Source organism: Vibrio spartinae (genome assembly GCF_024347135.1).
GTDB classification, from domain to species: Bacteria; Pseudomonadota; Gammaproteobacteria; order Enterobacterales; family Vibrionaceae; genus Vibrio; species Vibrio spartinae.
On record NZ_AP024907.1, the window covers coordinates 1,167,922 to 1,187,301 of the forward strand.

21 protein-coding genes are annotated in these 19,380 nt (G+C 48.3%); 17 read left to right on the forward strand and 4 right to left on the reverse strand.

What is annotated here, in order from left to right; all coding sequences use genetic code 11:
* The first annotated feature begins 163 nt into the window (after positions 1-163).
* The 5 genes from OCU60_RS05435 to recR all read left to right on the forward strand — a co-directional run bounded on the left by OCU60_RS05435 (position 164) and on the right by recR (position 5,372).
* Positions 164-1,270, forward strand: a complete 1,107-nt coding sequence (locus OCU60_RS05435; RefSeq protein WP_074374498.1) for a response regulator — start codon at positions 164-166, stop codon at positions 1,268-1,270.
* Positions 1,271-1,515: 245 nt separating this feature from the next.
* Positions 1,516-2,061, forward strand: a complete 546-nt coding sequence (gene apt / locus OCU60_RS05440; RefSeq protein WP_074374519.1) for an adenine phosphoribosyltransferase — start codon at positions 1,516-1,518, stop codon at positions 2,059-2,061.
* 66 nt (positions 2,062-2,127) lie between these two features.
* Complete coding sequence (dnaX, locus tag OCU60_RS05445) at positions 2,128-4,284, forward strand: DNA polymerase III subunit gamma/tau (RefSeq protein WP_074374499.1); 2,157 nt, start codon at positions 2,128-2,130, stop codon at positions 4,282-4,284.
* 137 nt (positions 4,285-4,421) lie between these two features.
* A complete protein-coding gene (locus OCU60_RS05450; protein WP_074374500.1) occupies positions 4,422-4,754 on the forward strand; it encodes a YbaB/EbfC family nucleoid-associated protein in 333 nt (110 codons plus the stop codon).
* Between the two features lie 15 nt (positions 4,755-4,769).
* The gene (gene recR / locus OCU60_RS05455; protein ID WP_074374501.1) at positions 4,770-5,372 is read left to right on the forward strand and encodes a recombination mediator RecR; all 603 of its coding nucleotides are present in this window, start codon (positions 4,770-4,772) and stop codon (positions 5,370-5,372) included.
* Between the two features lie 128 nt (positions 5,373-5,500).
* On the opposite strand, the gene OCU60_RS05460 is transcribed toward recR, so the two are convergent.
* Positions 5,501-5,773, reverse strand: a complete 273-nt coding sequence (locus tag OCU60_RS05460; protein ID WP_074374502.1) for a YkgJ family cysteine cluster protein — start codon at positions 5,771-5,773, stop codon at positions 5,501-5,503.
* A 139-nt stretch (positions 5,774-5,912) separates the two neighbouring features.
* On the opposite strand from OCU60_RS05460, the gene OCU60_RS05465 reads away from it, so the two are divergent.
* On the forward strand, positions 5,913-6,356 hold the full coding sequence (locus OCU60_RS05465; protein WP_074374503.1) for a YcgN family cysteine cluster protein: 444 nt from the start codon (positions 5,913-5,915) through the stop codon (positions 6,354-6,356).
* Here the strand turns inward: OCU60_RS05465 and rrtA are convergent.
* Complete coding sequence (gene rrtA, locus OCU60_RS05470) at positions 6,323-6,922, reverse strand: rhombosortase (protein ID WP_074374504.1); 600 nt, start codon at positions 6,920-6,922, stop codon at positions 6,323-6,325. The two genes, OCU60_RS05465 and rrtA, sit on opposite strands and share 34 nt — an antisense overlap.
* On the opposite strand from rrtA, the gene OCU60_RS05475 reads away from it, so the two are divergent.
* Positions 6,884-7,519: a tRNA-uridine aminocarboxypropyltransferase gene (locus OCU60_RS05475; RefSeq protein WP_074374505.1), complete on the forward strand. Its 636-nt coding sequence runs from the start codon at positions 6,884-6,886 to the stop codon at positions 7,517-7,519. The genes rrtA and OCU60_RS05475 overlap by 39 nt on opposite strands.
* Before the next feature lie 189 nt (positions 7,520-7,708).
* On the opposite strand, the gene OCU60_RS05480 is transcribed toward OCU60_RS05475, so the two are convergent.
* Complete coding sequence (locus OCU60_RS05480; RefSeq protein WP_074374506.1) at positions 7,709-8,671, reverse strand: transposase; 963 nt, start codon at positions 8,669-8,671, stop codon at positions 7,709-7,711.
* 362 nt (positions 8,672-9,033) lie between these two features.
* Between OCU60_RS05480 and OCU60_RS05485 the strand changes: the two genes are divergently transcribed.
* The 8 genes from OCU60_RS05485 to OCU60_RS05520 are packed head-to-tail and all read left to right on the forward strand — an operon-like array spanning position 9,034 to position 15,083.
* Positions 9,034-9,453: a nuclear transport factor 2 family protein gene (locus OCU60_RS05485; RefSeq protein WP_074374507.1), complete on the forward strand. Its 420-nt coding sequence runs from the start codon at positions 9,034-9,036 to the stop codon at positions 9,451-9,453.
* Positions 9,450-10,190, forward strand: coding sequence for an SDR family oxidoreductase (locus OCU60_RS05490; protein ID WP_074374508.1), 741 nt, complete (start codon positions 9,450-9,452; stop codon positions 10,188-10,190). The genes OCU60_RS05485 and OCU60_RS05490 overlap by 4 nt, the downstream gene beginning before the upstream one ends.
* Positions 10,187-11,464 carry an NAD(P)/FAD-dependent oxidoreductase gene (locus OCU60_RS05495; protein WP_074374509.1) on the forward strand — a complete coding sequence of 426 codons (1,278 nt, stop codon included), beginning with the start codon at positions 10,187-10,189 and terminating at the stop codon, positions 11,462-11,464. The genes OCU60_RS05490 and OCU60_RS05495 overlap by 4 nt, the downstream gene beginning before the upstream one ends.
* On the forward strand, positions 11,461-12,237 hold the full coding sequence (locus OCU60_RS05500) for a DUF1365 domain-containing protein (RefSeq protein ID WP_083602736.1): 777 nt from the start codon (positions 11,461-11,463) through the stop codon (positions 12,235-12,237). The genes OCU60_RS05495 and OCU60_RS05500 overlap by 4 nt, the downstream gene beginning before the upstream one ends.
* A gap of 15 nt (positions 12,238-12,252) precedes the next feature.
* Positions 12,253-13,524 carry an SAM-dependent methyltransferase gene (locus OCU60_RS05505; RefSeq protein WP_074374510.1) on the forward strand — a complete coding sequence of 424 codons (1,272 nt, stop codon included), beginning with the start codon at positions 12,253-12,255 and terminating at the stop codon, positions 13,522-13,524.
* Entirely contained in the window at positions 13,521-14,063 is a 543-nt protein-coding gene (locus OCU60_RS05510; protein WP_228448986.1) for a DUF2878 domain-containing protein, read from the forward strand. The genes OCU60_RS05505 and OCU60_RS05510 overlap by 4 nt, the downstream gene beginning before the upstream one ends.
* Positions 13,999-14,562, forward strand: coding sequence for a chalcone isomerase family protein (locus tag OCU60_RS05515; RefSeq protein WP_074374512.1), 564 nt, complete (start codon positions 13,999-14,001; stop codon positions 14,560-14,562). The genes OCU60_RS05510 and OCU60_RS05515 overlap by 65 nt, the downstream gene beginning before the upstream one ends.
* The gene (locus OCU60_RS05520; protein WP_370738698.1) at positions 14,559-15,083 is read left to right on the forward strand and encodes a DUF3833 domain-containing protein; all 525 of its coding nucleotides are present in this window, start codon (positions 14,559-14,561) and stop codon (positions 15,081-15,083) included. Before OCU60_RS05515 ends, OCU60_RS05520 begins: the two co-directional genes overlap by 4 nt.
* Before the next feature lie 166 nt (positions 15,084-15,249).
* Here the strand turns inward: OCU60_RS05520 and OCU60_RS05525 are convergent, their stop codons facing one another.
* Positions 15,250-16,650 (reverse strand): formimidoylglutamate deiminase, encoded by a 1,401-nt coding sequence (locus tag OCU60_RS05525; RefSeq protein WP_074374513.1) that lies wholly within the window; start codon positions 16,648-16,650, stop codon positions 15,250-15,252.
* Between the two features lie 150 nt (positions 16,651-16,800).
* Between OCU60_RS05525 and hutC the strand changes: the two genes are divergently transcribed.
* Both hutC and hutH read left to right on the forward strand, forming a co-directional pair.
* A complete protein-coding gene (gene hutC / locus OCU60_RS05530) occupies positions 16,801-17,556 on the forward strand; it encodes a histidine utilization repressor (protein ID WP_074374514.1) in 756 nt (251 codons plus the stop codon).
* Between the two features lie 266 nt (positions 17,557-17,822).
* The gene (gene hutH / locus OCU60_RS05535) at positions 17,823-19,373 is read left to right on the forward strand and encodes a histidine ammonia-lyase (protein ID WP_074374515.1); all 1,551 of its coding nucleotides are present in this window, start codon (positions 17,823-17,825) and stop codon (positions 19,371-19,373) included.
* Positions 19,374-19,380 lie beyond the last annotated feature (7 nt).

Here is a 19,380-nt window from a genome sequence, read left to right on the forward strand (position 1 = left end):
ATAGGATGCAAAACGAAAGTGGAATGTTTGTACTAACAGCCCAAAGCGGCTACTTTTAGTAAAAGCGATTATAATTCTCAATAATAAATTCGTGATGAGGTGTTTACCCAGCGAAGCTTTTGAACTCACTTTCTCCACATTTTGCGTTTGTGAGGCAGTTAGTATGTTTAAACCCGAATTTCCTGACTCAGAGAAATTTTCTGGGCAAACACCGTTAAGTAATAAAACGATCCTTGTTGTTGATGACGATCCGGTTTTTCGTCGGATTACCCGTGGTTATCTCGTGTCGCAAGGATGTACCGTTCATGAAGCTGAAGACGGTTTGGAAGGGCTGAAACAATTAAGAGTCCAAAGCCCTGACTTAGTGATCTGTGACATTTCAATGCCTGTTTTGAACGGGTTGGAATTTGTTGAAGAAGTGAGTCTGGGCTATCCCTGTCTACCGATGATTGTTATCTCAGCGACGGATGATATATCCGATGTTGCACGCGCATTGAAGTATGGGATTAAAGACTTCCTCTCTAAGCCGATCAGTGACTATTCTCATTTGGGACAAGCGATTAGCAACACCTTGAGTGATACGCATAGCCATATCTCGGATCAACGTGATTTTTCCAGCCAGTGGTTTCAAGTCGAAGATGGTGGTGATATTCCGGAAGAACAGGAATTATACTGGCATCTGGAATATTTACAGCAGAATTTGAGTGCTGCCAGAGAACTGCTCAATGCATTATTGCCGGAAAATGATACAAGCCAAGGCGTATGGCGATGTAGCTATCGCTTACTTCAGTCTGCCGATACCATGCCCCTTGTGTTTGATTATGCTTGGCTCATGAATGGTCAATATGCTTTCTATATTGCCGACTCAGAGTCTCAGTCGTGTGATGGCATCGCGACGACTTTATTGATCCGGGCTTTGTTCCACGACTATCTGCGCGGCCTGCAATCGGTGGGCGCTGATTTGAAAGATCTGGCGGATATCTTAGAAAAAGGAATTAGCTGTACCGAATGCGCCTGTTCAATTTCAGCCATGATTGGTATCGCAAATCTCAGTGATGGGACGTTGTCGATTTTGCCTGCGGGCATGGATTGCTTCTGGAGCAACGGTCAAAATAGTCAGCATATCGCTGGTGGTGTTTCACTCGGTGATAACTGCCGGAAAAATTTCATCACACAGGATTTACCATTGCGAGAAAGTTCCGAGATCTCTGTCAGTCGTCTCGGTATCAGTTCATTTTCACTGAATATCAGCCAAAAAACTGAAGCATAAAACGACATTACCTTTGTTTCTCATCATCGCATGACGCACTTTTCGCAGTATTCCGGTTGAGAGCCTGTTGCGAAGTCCGAAGAAAATCACTAGCATGAGCGGGAAGTGTGCCCACCCTTCGAGTGGGCGTTTGTTTTTTAGGCACCACCAATTTTGCAGTGGTATGCTTGTTTTTTACTGAGACCGCGCGAACGTCAATCAACAAGTCAGTTTGAGGCGGGTATCCAGACAAATAGACATAGATGATGACTACAGACACAATTTCACTGATTAAATCCAGCATTAAGAGTATCCCTGATTATCCGAAACCAGGCATTCTGTTTCGAGATGTCACTAGCCTGATGGAAGATGCGCAAGCATATCGGGCTACGATCCAACTGCTGGTCGAACGATATAAAGATATGGGGTTTACCAAAGTGGTCGGAACGGAAGCACGAGGGTTTCTCTTTGGTGCACCGTTAGCGATTGAGCTGGGGATCGGATTTGTGCCCGTTCGTAAACCGGGAAAACTTCCGAGAAAGACGCTTTCTGAGTCTTATGAACTGGAATACGGTATTGATACGCTAGAGATTCATGTCGATGCGATCCAAGAAAATGATCAGGTTTTGATTATTGATGACTTGCTGGCGACCGGTGGCACGATTGAAGCGACGACCAAACTGATTCGACGACTCGGTGGTAAAGCCGAACATGCCGGCTTCGTGATTAACTTGCCGGAGTTGGGCGGCGACAAGCGTTTGAAAGCTTTGGACTTAGAGATTTTCAGTATTTGTGATTTCGAAGGTCACTGAGGTTGACGATCGTTCATGCTCAGCAGAGATTTGAATGATGAACAGAAAGTGTAAACGGAATAATCGATGAGTTATCTAGCATTAGCAAGAAAGTGGCGCCCCACGCAGTTTTCTGAAGTTGTCGGACAGGCACATGTACTGACAGCTTTAGAAAATGCATTGGCACAGAATCGACTGCATCATGCCTACCTTTTCAGCGGGACGAGAGGCGTAGGGAAAACCACCATCGGACGGTTATTTGCGAAGGGACTGAACTGTGAAACTGGCATTACCGCCCATCCCTGCGGGCAGTGCGCTGCTTGTCAGGAAATTGAACAGGGTCGGTTTGTCGATTTACTTGAAATTGATGCCGCGTCACGTACGAAAGTCGAAGATACCCGCGAATTGCTGGATAATGTGCAGTATAAGCCTGCTCGGGGACGGTTTAAGGTTTATCTCATCGATGAAGTCCACATGCTGTCCCGCCACAGTTTCAATGCATTGCTAAAAACGCTGGAAGAACCGCCAGAATACGTCAAATTCTTACTGGCAACGACGGATCCTCAGAAATTGCCAGTGACCATTCTGTCCCGCTGTTTGCAGTTTCACCTAAAACCGATTGGGATCGATCATATTGAGCAGCAGCTCGCATTTATTCTCAATGAGGAGCAAGTTACAGCAGAAGCTCGTGCTTTGGGGATGATCGCTCATGCAGCCGATGGCAGTATGCGTGATGCGCTGAGCTTGACGGATCAGGCGATTGCACTCGGAGATGGGGAGATTCAGGCAAACCTTGTCTCCCACATGTTGGGAACCATTGATACTGATCAAGCGCTCCATCTTTTGCAGGCATTAAGTCACAAGCAACCTCAAACCGTGATGGCCTACGTCGAACAAATTGCGGCAAATGGCATTGCATGGGATGCATTGTTGCAATCGCTTGCCACTCAAATACATCGAGTTGCGATGTATCAAATGCTGCCTTCGACGTTAGATAAATTGCAGCCGGATGCAGAAAAAATCAAGCAACTGGCACAAGACCTCAGTGCTGAAGATGTGCAACTGTTTTATCAGATTGCACTGAAAGGACGGGAAGATTTACCACTCTCACCGACAACGCGCATTGGTCTGGAGATGGTATTACTGCGTATGATGGCCTTTCGTCCCGTCGCGGTTTCTCCTCTCCATGGTATCAGTACCGACGTGAGTGCTGATGCTGCAACGCAACAGCCAGCACCGATGGTGAATGATCATGCTCCGAGTGCGTCAACAGCAGAACCAGCCGCATCAATGCCTTCTCACACTCATCAGCCGGAATATCAACGTGAGACGTCTGATAACGCACACGCAGCACCAGATTCGGCTGTCAATACCAATCATATTTCTCAGCCACAGTCTCAGCCTGCCGCTGAAGCCGAATCACCGACTCCGGCCGATAGTGACGCGTCAGCCGCACCGACGACGGAGCATGACACCAATCCATCCACGTCACGTGTTGGCCTGAGACATCAGCTGCGTTCTCAACGCCAGTCTGCTCAGTCGTCTGGGGCATCGACAAAAGGCTCGTCTATAAAAGGCTCGTCTATAAAAGGTACTGCGACAAAAAAGTCTGAAACGGCATCAACAGAATCAGATTCAGTTTTTGAACGACTGATGCAGAAGCGAAATGATGATCTTCTGATGCCGTCGGCAGTTGATGCCGTGTTGGATGCCGAGGCTGCGGTTGATGCAAATGAGCCATATCAATGGCGTCCTACAATAGAAACCCCGGAAAAACCAGTCGATAAGTCTGTCACGCCGGCAGCATTAAAGCAGGCACTGGCGCATGAAAAAACGCCGGAAATGGCGGCCAGACTGACTGATGAGGTCATTCAAGAAGATGAGTGGGCTGCGCTTATACCGCAGTTGAATTTACCGAAACTTATCGAGCAATTAGCCTTGAATGCATCCTATCGACTGGAAGGCAATACGGTTCATTTATCATTACGCGCACATCAGGCGCATTTGAATACTGATAAATCCCAAGCTATTTTGAAAGAAGCGTTAGAACATACGCTGAGAATGACTTGTGCATTAGAGATTCGAGTGGCGGATGACGGTGTGACACCATTGGAACGACGAGAGTTGCGTTATCAAGCGAAACTGGAACAGGCGTTTGTCTGTTTGCAAGACGATCCCAATGTTCAATTTATCCAGCAACGTTTTCAGGCGCAGTTAGATCAAGAGAGTGTCCGTCCGGTTTAATTCGCTTAATTTTTTCCTGTGTTGACGTAAAAATGAGCGTCAGAATCAGGTATAAAACGTAGGCCTAAGACGGGGGTTGAATTCTCGGCAGGGAACCCCCACAGTATGTGTAATATATCAATGACAGAGAGATAACTATGTTTGGTGGTAAAGGCGGAATGGGCAACCTGATGAAGCAAGCCCAGCAAATGCAAGATCGGATGCAGAAGCTTCAAGAAGAAATTGCAAATATGGAAGTCACCGGTGAAGCTGGTGCAGGTCTGGTGAAAGTGACCATGACCGGTGGTCATAGCGTTCGTCGGGTCGAAATTGATGAAAGTCTGATGGAAGACGATAAAGAAATGGTTGAAGATTTGGTTGCTGCTGCCTTTAATGATGCTGCCCGTCGTATTGAAGAAACTCAAAAAGATAAAATGTCATCCGTGACGGGTGGAATGCAACTTCCTCCCGGTATGAAGATGCCATTTTAATGGTTCAGTAAATTCATGCGTACCAGTCAAATGCTGGAACATCTGATGGAAGCCTTGCGTTGTCTGCCTGGGGTCGGCCCCAAATCAGCACAACGCATGGCTTTTCATTTGTTACAGCGTGATCGTCAAGGGGGGCTCCGCTTAGCGGATGCGCTGAGTCAGGCAATGACTGAAATTGGTCATTGTCAGACGTGCCGAACATTTACCGAAGAAGATGTTTGTCATATTTGCAAAAATCCCAAACGACAGGAGAACGGTCAGCTCTGTGTGGTTGAAAGCCCAGCGGATATTGCAGCCGTTGAAGCAACAGGACAGTTCTCGGGCCGTTACTTTGTTCTCATGGGACATTTATCACCCTTGGATGGTATTGGTCCGGCAGATATTGGTTTGGATCTGCTCGACTTTCGCTTGCAGCAAGGTGATATTACCGAAGTGATTCTGGCGACGAATCCGACCGTCGAAGGAGAGGCTACGGCACACTATATTGCTGATTTATGCCACGCGCATCAGGTTTCAGCGAGTCGTATCGCGCATGGTGTGCCTGTTGGCGGTGAGTTGGAGTTGGTTGACGGGACGACGCTGTCTCATTCGCTCATGGGACGCCAGCGACTTTCCTGATTTTATCTCATGGTTTCAGCCATCAATCATGCGAGACATTCGCCATATCGAACTTCTCGCATGTTGCATTGATTAAGATGCAGAGATTAGGCCGCCATATTCAATTCAAACATGATCCTGCCGCGTAATCAGTGGGACTGCTTCAATGGGGAAAACGTTGTGTTTTCCAGATCACTGATGATGATCAGTGCCTCTTGATCGCTGGCACCACAGATTGCCTCATCACTTTTGAAATCACTGCATACCTGAGGACGAGCAGCGGAACCGAACAGTTTACAGAGATTATTTTCATCTAATTGGACACAGCGAACCCCGGCTGGTTTGCCGTCAGGCATTCCCGGAATCGGGGAAGAAATACTCGGTGCGATACAGCAGGCGCCACAGCCTAAGCGACATTCCATAAATCCTCTGAGAGCTATCATTTGTTCAAACTAATCGATCATAACAGACTGAATCCCGATAGGTATACGTTTATGCTTGAACTCTTTGTCTCGGGCAGGTATAAACCGTATCCAGATCCATAACCACAGAAGTACAAGTATGACTATTCCATTCTGGCAAACCAAATCATTAGATGAGATGAGCGAAAGCGAGTGGGAATCGCTGTGTGACGGCTGTGGCAAATGTTGCTTACATAAGTTAATGGACGAAGATACTGAAGACGTTTACTACACCAATGTGGCCTGTAGTTGGCTGAACAGTAAAACATGTGCCTGCAAGGATTACCCCAACCGTTTTCAATCCGGTGAGGAATGTCTGAAACTGACCCGGGAGAATATTGATGAATTTCATTGGTTACCGGAAACCTGTGCTTATCGCTTGTTAGCTCAGCATCAACCATTACCCGAATGGCATCCGCTAATCACCGGTTCTAAATCAGCCATGCACGCAGCCGGAGAGAGTGTTCGCAACAAAGTCGTTTATGAGATTGATGTGGTGAATTGGGAGGATCACATTTTGAACCACCCGACTGAACCCAAATAAGTTTTGATGCGGGCACTGAATCCGAGCAGTAATCCCCCCGTCAGACCGAGCAGGTGAGCTTGAATGGCAACCGGTGCTTCAATCAGCGCACGGGTTGTCTCAGAAGCGCCGAAATACTGCTCCCAGATAACCTTGCTACATACACCCACAACGAGTAACCAACTGCTTTTTCTGCCTTGCAAAGCTTCGCTCAGCGCGAAGCTGGCAAATAGACCATGCAATATACCGGACAGACCGACATAGAAATAAAGCTCAGTCCAGAAAAGTCCAATCCCAATGAACACACTCAATAGCAGAAGTTGTTGCCAGAGTACGCGGGCAGTGGGCCGAAAAATGAAGGTGATTAACCAGAGCGCGATCAGATTCATCGCCAGATGGACAGTATTGGTATGGGTGAAGTTTCCTGTTACGATCCGCCACCATTGACCTTGCGTGATAGCCTGTCTGTCCCAGACCAGAGCATCCGCGAGTGGAGAGAACTGAGCGAGGATACAAATGAAACTGAACAGACTAAGTATGAGATAGAGATGGGATCGCGTTATTGTATTCAATGTCAAAAAGCGCATAAGGCCTGTCTTTGCTCCACGATTGTCCCGCTGTCATCAGCAATTGAGCTTATCATCCTTCAGCATCCGACAGAAGTCCGGAAGCCGACCGGAACGGCAAGTATTCTGACTTTGTCACTAGAGAATGCTGTGTGCCTGATTGGCGAAAACTTTACTCAAGATGACACATTGAACGCCTTATTGAATGAAACGGATGTTGCACATTTTGTCCTGTTCCCCGGAGAAGGCTCTGCCAGTATCAATGACATTCCACTTCCTTCACCATCGCAGCGTTATAGAGTCATTTTGCTCGATGGAACATGGAAAAAAGCTTATAAAATGTGGCAATTATCGACCATCCTGCATGAACTCCCCAGACTGCATTTACCGGGCCCCCTCCAGAGTCGCTACCGGATTCGCAAAGCGCCGCGAGACAACTGCCTCTCAACAGTTGAAGCCGGATATCATGTCTTGTCGAACTGGCAACCCGATCAAGACTTTAGCCCGCTATTGCATAGCTTCGAACAAATGATCCAGTTCCAGCTCGCACAGATGCCACCTGAAGTCAGGCAGCGGTATTTTCACGGGACACACGTTTATCAGGGCAAACAAGAATAGGAGAATAGTGGGACACAAATTGATGAGTACGTTTGGTTCTTCGGCATCATTTAAGTGTTTTCAATGGATTTTTAAAGTGGGTTATCAAGCCGATAAGCAGAGAAAGGGTCGGGGTATTGACTGTGAATCACAGGTTTTGGAGTACGACCAAAATCCAAGAGTGAGGGAAGGTTGAACGCTTTGTGTTTATTAAGAAATATGAATGCCTATCATACGTTTGCGTTTGAGATGATGTTTAGCGAAGTTCAGACGTTCTGATGAACCAATCCAGAGTCGCGGCTTCTTTTCCAATGCAGTACAAAGGGCGAGGCATTCCTGCTGAGGCAGAGATAGGCGTGTTAAAATGTTTGGCAATTGAGGTGAGATATAACCCTGTTTATCTGCTCTGATTTGTCGTCCGACCCAGTCGACTAATTCAATATAATCTGTTAGCCGAAAAGGAATTGCATGCCTTTTCTCTTGATGTTCATATCCCATAAAATCAGCCAATTCGGGGACTTTGATTTTTCCTTGCTCGAGTGCAGTCAGTCGCTTTTTCAGGGATGTATGCTCCGATTGTTCCGGTGTTTCAGCGACACCGGCCCGAACAGGGTTGAGGTCAACATAAGCCATGGCTGCCAGTAACGCTTTGTCATCAAGTAAAGCCTGAGATTTGAATCGACCTTCCCAGAACCGCCCGGTGCATTGGTCTTCTTGGTTAGCGAGCAGGGCAATTTCGTAATTGATTTCTTTCATGAACCAACTGAGTGAATAGAGTCGCTGTCGCCAAGTTTCAATGATTTTATCACACGCTTTGTACTCTGCTCTAGAGACCAAGTGGCCGGACACAAAACGTTGGATTAAAGATGGCATCTGATGTTCTGTACACCATCGTTCAATGACTTCACGTGGGGAAAGCAACTGGCCGGCTTGTTTATCAATAAAAGTGACCAGATGATAGTGATTACTCATCACCGCATAGGCACAGATACGAATGCAATAAATTGAAGACAGTGACAGAATCCGAGATTCAACCCATTCACGGCGATGTTCATACGATTGACCGCTATAGTTATCGTATCCACATAGAAATGAGCGACGGACACAACGAGAAACGCAGTGATAATACGGTGTTACTTCAGGACAGATGAGTTGTGAACGGGCGGTAGTCATGGGCTGATTTTAGGTGATGAAAGATAAGTCAATCGTGAAGGAAGGTGTGAACAAAGAGAAGTCGAGAACCGGACTATTTCGAGTGAATGCAAATTTATATCTGATTGGTTATGCAATATTTCACCGGAATGGAGAGGATGGTTTAGGTGTGTGTCCTCTTACCCCTTACCCTCCTCTTAAACCGTCCCATTATTCTTCCCTCATCACTCTATGTTTAAAGCGTGTGTCCCCGTAAACCTTCCCCGTAAACCTTTCTTACAAAAGTTGTACAAGAAAAAAATTGTACAACTTTTTAAATTGCACTATCTTAAACTGATAAGTTATACGGAAATTTTTCTTGTACAATAAATTAAGGTCAGTTCATGGATGTCCAAACCGTTGCACTGTTCTATACTCAGCTCAATAAACATAATTTAGATGCACTGAGCGATGTCTATCACGACGCGATTGTATTTGAAGATGCGGCCCATCGTATTGAGGGGTTGACCTCCCTCTCTGACTATTTCGCCAACCTCTATCAAAATGTTGAACGCTGCAACTTTACGATTCATGAGCAACACCCGACTGATAACGGTGGTTTCTTGATTTGGACGATGCATTTGCAACATCCGAAGCTCCGTCAAGGTCAACTGGTGAATGTGCAGGGCGCGACGCATCTGCGCTTTCAAGATAACAAAGTCATTTATCACCGAGACTACTTTGACTTGGGAGAGATGCTGTATGAACAGCTACCGCTCATTGGTCGTGTGGTTCGCTGGATAAAACGGAGGTTGGGACAATGAGTGGTGTACTAATCACTGGCGCGACGTCCGGTATCGGTAAGCAGTTAGCACAAGACTATGCGCGGCAGGGGTGGCAAGTGATCGCTTGTGGCAGAAACGAAGATGTGTTGGACGAACTCAGTGAGATGAGCACTTCTATTACCCCACTGCGATTTGACTTGACTGATTTGGAGCAAACACTTGCGGTGCTGAGTGAGCTGCCATTTACTCCCACATTGTGGATCTTAAATGCCGGAGATTGTGAATATATCGACGATGGCGTGATGGACGCAAAACTCATGACACGTGTGATGCAGATTAACGTGCTCGGAATGACCAATACCATTGAGGCGATTCAGCCGCACTTAAAAGCGGGACATCGTGTGGCAATTGTTGGTTCGATCGCCAGTGAACTGGCGTTACCGCGTACAGAAGCTTACGGGGCATCCAAAGCTGCGGTTGGGTATCTGGCGAGAGCGTTACGGCTGGACTGGGCCAGTAAAGGCATTGATGTAACTTGTGTCTTTCCCGGGTTTGTCGCTACGCCACTGACCGAGAAAAATAACTTTGATATGCCGATGATGATTTCGGTAGAAAGTGCATCTCAGGCGATTCGCCGCGGGCTAGAGAAAGGCGTCGCAAATCTCTACTTTCCGGTTCGTTTTACTTGGATTATCCGTTTGTTGGGGGCGTTGCCCTATCGTTGGCAATATCAGTTCGTCAGTCGTTTTTTTGCGCCGAAAAGGACCAAACAATGAAGATTGCGATTATAGGCACGGGAATTTCAGGGCTAACGTGTGGTTATTACTTGCATGAGCAGCATGACATCACACTATTTGAGGCGAACGATTATGTTGGTGGTCATACCGCGACGGTAGACGTTAATGTGGCCGGTCAGCCCTATGCTGTTGATACCGGATTTATTGTCTATAATGACCGGACGTATCCTTATTTTATACGCATGATGAACGAAATCGGGGTCAAAGGGCTTCCGACTCAGATGAGTTTCAGTGTGCGTAATGATGCCAATGGACTTGAATATAATGGTCACACATTAACGACATTATTTGCGCAGAAGCGGAATTTATTCAAGCCGAGTTTTTATCGGTTTATCAGCGAAATCCTGCGTTTCAACAAGCTTGCAAAAGCCGCAGCAGACAATCCCCGCCAGCATTTGCAAACCCTTGGGCAGTTTCTGGTCCATCATCGTTTTTCCGAATATTTCTGTCAGAATTACATCTTGCCGATGGGTGCTGCAATTTGGTCATCCTCTTTGGCGGACATGCGCGCATTTCCGCTGATGTTCTTTCTGCGTTTTTTCATCAATCACGGTTTGTTAGATGTCACGGACAGACCACAATGGTATGTGATTGAAGGGGGATCCCGCGCCTATATTGAGCCACTGACCAAAGGCTATGCGGATCGGATTCGTCTCAGTACACCGGTCAAACAGGTAAGACGCAGTCCATTTGGCGTCGATATTAAAACCGCAAACGGTGTAGAAACATTTGATGAAGTTATTTTTGCCTGTCACAGCGATCAGACTCTTGGCATGCTTGAAGACGCCAGTCAGTGTGAAATCTCAGTGTTGTCCTCAATGGCATATCAGGCGAACGAGGTCGTCCTGCATACCGATACCCGTTTGCTTCCCAAACGTCCGGCGGCTTGGGCAGCCTGGAATTACTGGTTGGATGGTCACGAGGGTGAGGAGATGAAACTCCCGTCACTGACCTACAATATGAATATCTTGCAACACATTGATAGTGCAACAACATTTTGTGTCACGCTCAACAGCACTGAGCACATTGATCCGGACAAAATTCTACGGCGCTTCGTATATCACCATCCGGTATTTACCGAATCCTCGATTCACGCGCAGCAGCGTAAATCAGAAATCAACGGGGTCAATCATACTTGGTTTTGTGGCGCATACTGGCACAACGGATTCCATGAAGATGGGGTAAGAAGTGCGATTGATGTTATGACACAATTGCAATCGCAAGCGGTCAACAGAGACAAGGGTGTCGCATGATGACCAGTACAACGGATGTTACACGCAGTGCATTGATGGTCGGCCATATTCGTCACCGTCGTTTTACACCGATTGCGCATTCGATTCGTTCACCGCTCTTTATGCCATGTATCGATCTGGATGAGTGGCCTGCGCTACGACAACAGGTTTGGGGACTAGGTGAACGCTGGTGGCACTGGGCGCGATTTCGCCGCGCTGATTATCTGGGTGAGGGTGATTTGAAAACAGCCGTGCAGGATAAAGTGTTGCAGCTTACGGGCGAGCAAGTGCGTGGCAAAGTGTTAGCCGTGGTGCACCTGCGTTATCTGGGGCTCTATTTCAGTCCGGTTAATTTCTACTATCTCTATGATCAGCAAGGGCGCTGGTGTTATCTGCTCGCGGAGGTGAGCAATACACCTTGGAACGAGCGGCATTATTATGCGATTCCGGCTGAAAGCGGTGAACACGGAGAGAACTGGACACACGACAAAGCATTTCATGTGTCACCATTCAATCCCGTGGAACAGCAGTACCAATGGAAACTGAAACCGCTGTCTGATGCCTTGATGGTGCACTTGGCGTGTCATCGGGACACCAAGGAATTTGATGCCACTCTGGCGTTAAAAGCACAGCCCTTTACCTCAAGAAGTTTGCTCAAATTGTTGATTCGGACACCGATCATGACGGTTAAGGTACTCACTGGGATCTATTGGCACGCACTGACGCTATGGCTCAAAGGTGCACCATTTTATTCACATCCAAAATCCCGCCGACATGAGACAGATAAAAAATAGCTAGGAGAACGCGCAATGTTCAATTCGCCTTCATTAGAGATGCCTAAATCACTGACATCATGGCAGCAAGGTGCTCGAGCCATGGTACTGAAATCCTTACGCCTGATAAAAGTTGGCAGCCTGACATTAGAGGAAAATTTTGCAGGACAGGCGCGTATTTCTGATGCTGTTTCGCAGCAAAGTGCCGTGGAACAATTCGGGTTTGCGCATGACGACCAGCCACAGGCCCACATTCGGGTGAATCACCCTGATTTTTATGCCAGCGTGCTGAAAGGCGGCAGCATTGCAGCAGCAGAAGCATATATGGATGGTTGGTGGGACAGTCCCAATCTGACGGTTGTGACGGAACTGATGGCGCGTAACTTAAACGCACTGGATCAGTTGGAAGCACAAAGCAGCGTGCTTGTCCGGGCGATGAATAAAGTCGGTCACTGGCTGAAACGCAACTCGATTGGGCGTGCCAAGCAAAACATTGAAGCGCACTACGATTTGGGGAATGACCTGTATCAGACGTTTCTCGATCAACGCATGCTGTACTCAAGTGCACTCTATCTCAACACCAGCGATTCACTGGAACAGGCCCAAATTCAGAAAATGGATCGGTTGTGTCAGCAGTTACAACTGACAGCCAATGACCACGTGATTGAAATTGGTACCGGGTGGGGGGCAATGGCGATTTATATCGCGCAACATTATGGATGCCAAGTCACAACCACTACGATTTCGGAACAGCAATATGCGTATGCACAGGCCGAGATTGAGCGCTTGGGGCTCAGTGAGCAGATTACCTTACTCAAACAAGATTACCGCTTGCTTAACGGGCAGTTTGACAAGCTGGTGTCTATCGAGATGATTGAGGCGGTCGGCAAATCCTATCTGCCGTCTTATATTGCCAAATGTCAGTCGCTACTTAAACCCGGAGGACGGATGGCGATTCAGGCGATCACCATTGCCGATCAGCGGTTTGACAGCTATAGCAACGACGTTGATTTCATTCAGAAGTATATTTTCCCCGGCGGATTTCTACCCTCAATCACCGTTCTGACCCAAATGGCGACGCGGCATACGGATTTCGTCGTCCGTGATGTGTTTGATTTGGGACTAGACTACGCCCAGACGCTGGCTGACTGGCGCTGTCGTTTTGACGCTTCATGCAACAAAGTCAAGTCACTGGGTTACGACGAACGCTTTGTCCGCATGTGGCGTTACTATTTGTGTTACTGCGAAGGCGGCTTTAAAGCGCGTACCATCAGTACCATTCACATGACATTACAACGGGCACAATGATGCGTCACTTCCTACTGATTTCATTGTGGTTTGAAGCGCTCTGGCTACTCGCCGTATTAGGACAGGCGCGTTTGCAGTGGATCACCATTGGCTTGGTGACGGTCACGATGGCGTACACCGCGTTACGATACCCCCTGGCACTCGGACGCATCATGATGGTGGCAGCCATCGGCATGACGCTGGATTACATCAATCTCCATGTCGGGCTGTTTTCCTTTACCACATCCTTCCTGCCGATCTGGCTGGTTGGGTTGTGGTTTGCCTTCGCTTGGTTTGCCAGCTTTGCTATCCCGGTTTTCAGTCATCTACCGGCGTTACTCGTCTTCAGCGCAACAGCACTGGGTGGCGCACTGAGTTATTGGGCAGGGCATCGTTTTGGCGCCGTGCAATTTGAATGGTCTGTTGCGGGGGCGGTGTTCGTTCTATTTTTGGAATGGTTCGGATTGTCTTTGTTATTGATGAAGGTATTTAGGAATGCTAACCCCACGTTTAACCGCGACACTGTCTCTGACCGTGATCCTCTGGATCGCCACCGTTAATGGCGCTGAGCTTAAGGGAAAGGCATCAGCATCATGGACCGACTGGCCGATTGTCGGTCAGGCGACTTTATCTTGGTTGTGGTTCGATATTTATTCATCACAGCTTCGTACTCCCGACGGTCACTACGAGCAAGTGCCGAATGACGTCACACCACATCCCGTAGCGTTAGAGATTCGTTACTTGCGTGATATCAGCAGCAAAGATTTGCTGGAGGAAACACAAGCTCAGTGGGAGAGGCTGGGTTATGACGAGGCGCAAACTAGCGCATGGTTAACGTTGTTGGCCGAGATGATGCCCAGTGTTAAAACGGGTGAGCGTTTGGTCTATGTCTCCGATGGTCGTGCTGGGCAGCTGTATTACTTCAATCAACAGGGGCAGCAACGCCTGCTCGGCAACGTCGAAAATAAACAGATGAATGACACATTTTTGTCGATTTGGCTGTCACCGCAAGCCGAACATCCGAAACTTCGTTATCAATTAATAGGAATGAAACAATGAGACATATGGTGAAAGTGTTATCGCTGGTGATGTTGATGCTCATTGCCGGTTGTTCTGCGGATTTAAAAGCCTATCAAGCCAGCCAACCCGCTTTTGATTTGTTTGGTTATTTTCAGGGAGAAACCCATGCGTGGGGCATGGTGCAGGATTATAGCGGCAAGCAGACCCGCCGCTTTCAGGTCAAAATTAAAGGGACAGTCGCCGATGATACGCTGACTTTGGTGGAAGATTTTGTATTTCATGATGGTGAAAAGAATCAGCGTATCTGGACGATTACCCGTAGCGCTGACGGACATTATGAAGGAAGAGCCGACGATATTATCGGTGTTGCGACAGGGCATGAAATGGGAAATGCGTTACAGTGGCAATATGACTTTCTGCTCAAAACAGACGATAGTGAAATCACGGTCTCCTTTGATGATTGGTTGTTCCGTCAGGACGACAAACACCTGTTTAATATCACAAGCATTCGCAAGTTTGGTCTGGAAGTCGGACGCATCACGCTATTTTTTACAAAGTAATAGCTATTTTTTATAAAATCATAGCTTCGCCAAATAATCCCAGTCGTTCGTTCATTCAATCACACACCAAGATAACGCGTTGTTGTTGCGGGTTATCTTGGTGTGTGTCCTCCTAATGTTCTCCTAATGTTCTCCGTAATTTAAAGGTGTGTGTCCCCGTAATTTTTTAGCCAATCACCTGCTTGATGACATGGGCAAACTGACCGCGGCTGTTGTCTTCTAAATCGTGGTGGCCGTCTTGAATACACTGTTTTCCTGCGACGAAAACATCTTTAATCAGATTTTCATGGCAGGCAAATAGCCAGCGATTGATGAGGTCTGGTGTTTGACTTGACATCAACAGTGGATGTGTAGCGTCCAGCACCATAAAGTCAGCACGACATCCGACAGCAAGTCCTAATTGGATACCGCAAGCTTGATTGCCCCCGGCTAATGCTTGCGTATAGAGGTGATCTCCGACGTGATTTTGTGACTGGCTGTAGAGACGGTTACGTTGTTGGTCACGGAGTCGCTGACTATATTCCAGCAGGCGTAATTCTTCGGTGGCGGACAGGCAGACATGGCTGTCTGAGCCAATACTCCATTGCCCGCCGGCTTGGGTAAATGCCACCCCGGGAAAAATACCGTCGCCCAGATTAGCTTCTGTACTTGGACACAAACCGGCCACGGCACCGCTGTCAGCGATCATCTGAATCTCGTCACGGTTGAGGTGGGTGGCATGAATCAGGCACCAGCGTTCGTCCAGACCGACATGATTGTGAAGCCACTCGACCGGCCGTTGCTGGCTCCAGTTGAGGCAATCACTGACTTCTTTTTGTTGCTCTGCAATGTGGATGTGGATTGGCTGTCCGTGATCTAATTCCGTCAGCACTGCTTGGATCTGGTGCTGGCTGACTGCCCGTAGCGAATGAAAACAGATCCCAAGCCGATGACGGTTATCTGCGTGTGTCCCCGCAAGCTCTCCCGCCAGTTGGTGGTGTAGTTGCAGATAACTGTCTGATGAGTGAATGAAGCGCGCCTGTCCTTGATGTGGCGGTTGAGCACCGAAGCCGGCATAACTGTATAGCGCCGGAAGGAGGGTCATACCGATCCCCGTGCGATCGGCAGCATTCAGGAGTTGGTGAGCCATTTCGGCCGGATCGCGGTAAGGCTTACCAGCTGTATCATGGTGGAGGTAGTGGAACTCACCGACCTGTGTATATCCGGCTTTGAGCATATCAATGTATAACTGCGTGGCGATGACATGAACCTGTTGCGGGGAGAGTCGCCTGACAATCTTGTACATTAAGTCGCGCCAGCTCCAGAAACTGTCATTTGGGTTGAAACTGACTTCCGCCATGCCTGCCATGACCCGCTGAAAGGCGTGGGAATGAACATTGGCCAGTGTCGGTAGAACCGGGCCTTGAAGACGTCGCACACCATCCGGTGGCGTGGTATCTGTCGTAATTTGTGCAAAGTTGCCATCCACAATTTCAAACAGCACATTGTGCTGCCAGCCGGTCGGGAGCCATGCCTGTTTGGCAAAAATAAAAGTGCTGTCTTGTCGGGTTCCTGAGTGGATAGTCATCGCGTCTGTCCTCGTCACTGATGCTCGTGAGTCTATCAGAATTTATCTTGTCTATACAAGTTCTGCCCTTGTCTATGCCTGTCCTGTTAAGCTGTTCATTTTTCCGCTATAATCCGGTCTTTATGATGTCAGTGGATAGCTGTAAATAAGATGGAAAACTCAACCACCCAGATGATGTGCCACTTGTCTCAATTGATAGATGATGCGCCCGGTCCGATCTATGCCAAAGTCAAACAAGCGATTTGTCGTCAGATAGACACCGGGGAATGGCAACCGGATCAGAGAGTGCCGTCTGAGTCAGAGATGGTGAAAGCCTTAAAGGTAAGCCGTATGACCATCAACCGCGCGCTGCGGGAACTGACTGATGAAGGGGTTCTGATTCGTCAGCAGGGGGTTGGTACCTTTGTCGCGAGAAAGAAATCCCATTCAGCACTGTTTGAAGTGCACAATATTGCTGATGAGATAGCCAGTCGTGGTCATCGCCATCACGCGGAGCTGGTTGAAATCACACTGGCAAAGGCGACGATGGAAGAAGCGATGAACCTTGGGGTTCGTACCAACCACCGTATTTTTCGTGCCACGATTATTCATTTCGAGAATGATCTGCCGATTCAAATCGAATATCGCGTGGTCAATGCGGAACTGGCCCCGGATTATGATCAGCAGGATTTCCAGCACAATGGTGCTTACCACTATCTGATGAAAGTCGCGCCGATGACGGAAGGAGAGCATCTGGTTGAAGCGGTGCTTGCCTCTCCGGCAGAATGTGCATTACTGCAAATTGATGCCTCGGAGCCGTGTTTGCAGATCAAACGCCGCACATGGTGCCGGGAACAACTGGTCACCAATGCCCGCCTGATTTCTCCGGGGTCGAGATTCCAGTTATTCGGTCACTTCGAGCAATAATACTGCGCCTGCTTTGACAGACGGAAAGGATGTCAGCGTCTGTTGATGATTGGTTGATTCAATGAGCGGTTTGTTCATCTAAATCAGAGAAGCAAGGGAATATCCCTTGCTTTTTTTATGGGGTTTTGTGGTGACTCATGTGAAGAAAAACTTGCGCTGGTTACGGTTTACTTTTATTGTTTTGTTAACTTGTATAGACATGTAATGTCATGATAAGCCGGTATCGGTATCAGACCTGCAGCGCACGTGATGGAGAACATAAGCTCATGCCCGAATTAACATTACACCCCGGAAAGCTCACGCTCAGTGAGTTACGTCAAATCAGCCGGGAACCGATCAAAATCTCGCTCGACAGGCAGGCCATTGCCGCGATTCATGCCAGTACCGAGGTGGTGAACCGAGTGATTGTCGAAGACCAGGCGGTTTACGGGATTAATACCGGGTTTGGTTTATTGGCCAATACCCGGATTGCCACGGAAGATTTAGATGAATTACAGCGCAGTATTGTGTTGTCTCACGCTGCCGGGATCGGTAAATTCATGGATGATGCCACCGTCCGATTGATGATGGTTCTCAAAGTGAACAGCCTTGCCCGCGGGTATTCCGGTATTCGTCTTGCAGTGGTCGAAGCGATGATCACCTTGATTAACAAAGAAATATATCCCTGCGTACCACAAAAAGGTTCGGTTGGCGCTTCGGGTGATCTGGCGCCGCTGGCTCACATGAGTGCTGTGCTGCTCGGTGAAGGACAGGCGCGTTATAAAGGGGAAGTCATTTCCGGTCAGGCTGCATTGGCAATTGCAGGGATGGAACCGATCCAATTAGCGCCGAAAGAAGGGCTTGCCCTGCTCAATGGCACCCAAGCATCAACCGCCTTTGCGCTCGAAGGGCTGTTTGCAGCGGAAGACCTTTATGCCTCCGCTATTGTCTGCGGTGCGCTCTCCGTTGAAGCCGCACTGGGTAGCCGGCGTCCGTTTGATGAGCGGATTCACGCCGTCCGGGGGCATCAGGGCCAGATGGATGCGGCTGCGGCTTATCGGCATCTGCTGACGGAACTGAGTGAACTGGGTGAATCACATTCTAATTGTGAAAAAGTGCAAGACCCATATTCACTGCGCTGCCAGCCTCAGGTGATGGGCGCATGTTTAACTCAGGTTCGCCATGCCGCCAGCACATTGCTTGTTGAGGCCAATGCGGTGTCGGATAACCCGCTGGTGTTTGCTGAGCAAGGCGATATTGTTTCCGGGGGAAATTTCCATGCGGAACCGGTGGCTTTTGCTGCGGATAATCTGGCACTTGCCATCGCTGAAATCGGTAGTCTGTCAGAGCGACGAATGGCGCTGTTAATCGATAGTCATCTGAGTAAGTTACCGCCATTTTTGGTGGAAAACGGCGGCGTCAATTCAGGGTTCATGATCGCACAAGTGACTGCGGCAGCACTCGCCAGTGAAAATAAAACGTTTGCTCATCCGGCATCGGTCGATAGTCTGCCGACATCTGCGAATCAGGAGGATCATGTGTCCATGGCGACATTTGCCGCCCGACGACTCAAAGATATGGCGGAAAATACGCGCGGTATTCTGGCCGTTGAAATTCTGGCGGCGGTACAAGGTTTGGACTTCCGTTCCCCGTTGAAATCAACGGAGCGGCTGGAGCAAGCGCGTGCTGATTTACGTGCGCGTGTCCCTTTCTATGACAAAGACCGTTATTTCGCTGCGGATATCGAAAAAGCCAACGGACTGCTGGCGGAAGCCGTACATAATGAATTGATGCCGGCTGGTTTACTCCCAAGTGTGATAAGGGAGCATCATGAATAAACCGCTG

Excerpts from the sequence above, each read along its gene's own strand:
- OCU60_RS05450 (WP_074374500.1), top strand. The coding sequence starts at position 4,422 with ATGTTTGGTGGTAAAGGCGGAATGGGCAACCTGATGAAGCAAGCCCAG.
- OCU60_RS05460 (WP_074374502.1), bottom strand. The coding sequence starts at position 5,773 with ATGGAATGTCGCTTAGGCTGTGGCGCCTGCTGTATCGCACCGAGTATT.
- OCU60_RS05510 (WP_228448986.1), top strand. The coding sequence starts at position 13,521 with ATGATGCGTCACTTCCTACTGATTTCATTGTGGTTTGAAGCGCTCTGG.
- OCU60_RS05495 (WP_074374509.1), top strand. The coding sequence starts at position 10,187 with ATGAAGATTGCGATTATAGGCACGGGAATTTCAGGGCTAACGTGTGGT.
- OCU60_RS05490 (WP_074374508.1), top strand. The coding sequence starts at position 9,450 with ATGAGTGGTGTACTAATCACTGGCGCGACGTCCGGTATCGGTAAGCAG.
- OCU60_RS05500 (WP_083602736.1), top strand. The coding sequence starts at position 11,461 with ATGATGACCAGTACAACGGATGTTACACGCAGTGCATTGATGGTCGGC.
- dnaX (WP_074374499.1), top strand. The coding sequence starts at position 2,128 with ATGAGTTATCTAGCATTAGCAAGAAAGTGGCGCCCCACGCAGTTTTCT.
- hutH (WP_074374515.1), top strand. The coding sequence starts at position 17,823 with ATGCCCGAATTAACATTACACCCCGGAAAGCTCACGCTCAGTGAGTTA.
- OCU60_RS05525 (WP_074374513.1), bottom strand. The coding sequence starts at position 16,650 with ATGACTATCCACTCAGGAACCCGACAAGACAGCACTTTTATTTTTGCC.
- OCU60_RS05485 (WP_074374507.1), top strand. The coding sequence starts at position 9,034 with ATGGATGTCCAAACCGTTGCACTGTTCTATACTCAGCTCAATAAACAT.
- rrtA (WP_074374504.1), bottom strand. The coding sequence starts at position 6,922 with ATGCGCTTTTTGACATTGAATACAATAACGCGATCCCATCTCTATCTC.
- apt (WP_074374519.1), top strand. The coding sequence starts at position 1,516 with ATGACTACAGACACAATTTCACTGATTAAATCCAGCATTAAGAGTATC.
- OCU60_RS05475 (WP_074374505.1), top strand. The coding sequence starts at position 6,884 with ATGGGATCGCGTTATTGTATTCAATGTCAAAAAGCGCATAAGGCCTGT.
- OCU60_RS05465 (WP_074374503.1), top strand. The coding sequence starts at position 5,913 with ATGACTATTCCATTCTGGCAAACCAAATCATTAGATGAGATGAGCGAA.
- OCU60_RS05520 (WP_370738698.1), top strand. The coding sequence starts at position 14,559 with ATGAGACATATGGTGAAAGTGTTATCGCTGGTGATGTTGATGCTCATT.
- OCU60_RS05435 (WP_074374498.1), top strand. The coding sequence starts at position 164 with ATGTTTAAACCCGAATTTCCTGACTCAGAGAAATTTTCTGGGCAAACA.
- hutC (WP_074374514.1), top strand. The coding sequence starts at position 16,801 with ATGGAAAACTCAACCACCCAGATGATGTGCCACTTGTCTCAATTGATA.
- OCU60_RS05480 (WP_074374506.1), bottom strand. The coding sequence starts at position 8,671 with ATGACTACCGCCCGTTCACAACTCATCTGTCCTGAAGTAACACCGTAT.
- OCU60_RS05505 (WP_074374510.1), top strand. The coding sequence starts at position 12,253 with ATGTTCAATTCGCCTTCATTAGAGATGCCTAAATCACTGACATCATGG.
- recR (WP_074374501.1), top strand. The coding sequence starts at position 4,770 with ATGCGTACCAGTCAAATGCTGGAACATCTGATGGAAGCCTTGCGTTGT.
- OCU60_RS05515 (WP_074374512.1), top strand. The coding sequence starts at position 13,999 with ATGCTAACCCCACGTTTAACCGCGACACTGTCTCTGACCGTGATCCTC.